The organism is Microtetraspora sp. AC03309 (assembly GCF_020826795.1).
Taxonomy (GTDB): Bacteria; Actinomycetota; Actinomycetes; order Streptosporangiales; family Streptosporangiaceae; genus Microtetraspora; species Microtetraspora glauca.
Genome location: NZ_JADDIL010000194.1, coordinates 1 through 1,464, shown reverse-complemented (window position 1 = coordinate 1,464; position 1,464 = coordinate 1). Strand labels below are relative to the sequence as shown.

The 1,464-nt window shown below is 61.4% G+C and carries 2 protein-coding genes and 1 other annotated feature; both genes read right to left on the bottom strand.

Going from position 1 to position 1,464, the window contains the following annotated elements:
- Positions 1-289: 289 nt before the first annotated feature.
- Positions 290-1,216 (bottom strand): IS3 family transposase, encoded by a 927-nt coding sequence (locus IMZ11_RS42235; RefSeq protein WP_228649146.1) that lies wholly within the window; start codon positions 1,214-1,216, stop codon positions 290-292.
- Positions 1,139-1,255 (bottom strand) — a sequence feature (AL1L pseudoknot). It overlaps the preceding gene by 78 nt.
- Positions 1,213-1,464: transposase (locus IMZ11_RS42230; RefSeq protein ID WP_228649144.1), on the bottom strand; the 252-nt coding region annotated here is incomplete at its 5' end. (Overlaps the previous feature by 43 nt.) The genes IMZ11_RS42230 and IMZ11_RS42235, both read right to left, overlap by 4 nt.

The following is a 1,464-nucleotide window of genomic DNA, read 5'->3' as shown; positions in this document are numbered from 1 at the left end:
GCTCCCGAACCATCGCGCCAGCCAGACCGCACCAACCAACCCCTAACCGGAAACACCGGCAGCCCAGCCTGTTACCCATCACGCCAAGCCAGGCCAACTCGCCTCAGCGGGAACAACAGTAAACATCAGAATCTGACCCCAGATAACTGCGACCTCAACCCGAAGCTTCTCCCTACTGCCAGTAGCGGTGTCGAGCAAGCCTTCAGAAGGGGTCTTTCGGCCCTACCCGTCGGCGCCGATGACGCGCATCGTTATAGCAGCACCACTTGAAGCACCCCAGGTTTTGTTCCTAGTTGGGTACGAGGGCCGGGGTCGGCTGGCTCGCGGGGTGTGAGGCGCCCTTGAGGGCGGCCTCGTACTCGGCTGGTGGAACGTAGCCGAGGGCTTCATGTAGGCGTTCCTGGTTGTACCAGGCCATCCATTCGGCGGTCGCCAGTTCGACGTCGTCGACCCCTCGCCACGGCTTGCCGCGGTTGATTAACTCGGTCTTGTAGGCGGCATTGACCGCCTCAGCGAGGGCGTTGTCGTAACTATCGCCACGTGACCCCACCGATGGTGCGATCCCAAGCTCGATCAGTCTGTCGGTGTATGCCAGCGACAGGTACTGCGATCCGCGGTCGGAATGATGGATCAACTCAGAAAGATCTGAGTTCGATTGCCATACAGCATGATTGAATGCCTGCAGCGGCAGGTCTTCGGTGCGCATCGTGGTCGAGACCGCCCATCCGACGATCTTGCGGGTACACACGTCGGTGACGAACGCGGTGTAGCAGAACCCCTGCCAAGTGCGCACGTAGGTGATGTCAGCGACCCATAATCGGTTCGGCGCAGCAGCGATGAACTGGCGGTTGACCAGGTCGGCCGGCCGCGAATCGGCCGGGTCGGTGACCGTGGTAAATATCGGCTTACCTCGCTGCACGCCGCGCAAGCCGGCCTTGTGCATCAGCCGCCGGGTTTGTTCGCGGCCCAGGTGCCAGCCGCGGCGTTTCATCGCTGCATGCATCTTCTTGACGCCGTAGACCGAGAAGTTGTCCTTATGGACGGTGCACAGGTCAGCGATCAGCTGTTCATCGCGGATCTCGCGATCTGATGCCGGACGCACTCGGGCGGCGCGGTAGCCGCGTGCGGTGAGAAACCCCGGGATTGCTGCCCGTAGGACACGGCAGATGAGCTCGACCCCGAACTGATCGCGATGTGCATCGATGAAGGCGATCATTTCGTCACGGGGCGGTCGAGCTCCGCTGCGAAAAACGCGGACGCTGACTTCAAAAGCTCATTGGCTCTGCGTAGTTCGGCTACTTCTCGTTTAAGCTTGCGAATCTCGGCGTGCTCGGAGCTGCTTGTGCCGGGGCGCTCTCCGGCGTCGACTTGGGCCTTGCGTCGCCACCGACGCACTGATTCCTCCGAGATGCCGAGTTTGCTGGCCACCGACTTGATGGCCTCAAACTCAGAAATATCCGAGGC

What these genes read in the sequence shown, in the direction of transcription:
- IMZ11_RS42235 (WP_228649146.1), bottom strand. Translation starts at nt 1,216, where the DNA reads ATGATCGCCTTCATCGATGCACATCGCGATCAGTTCGGGGTCGAGCTC.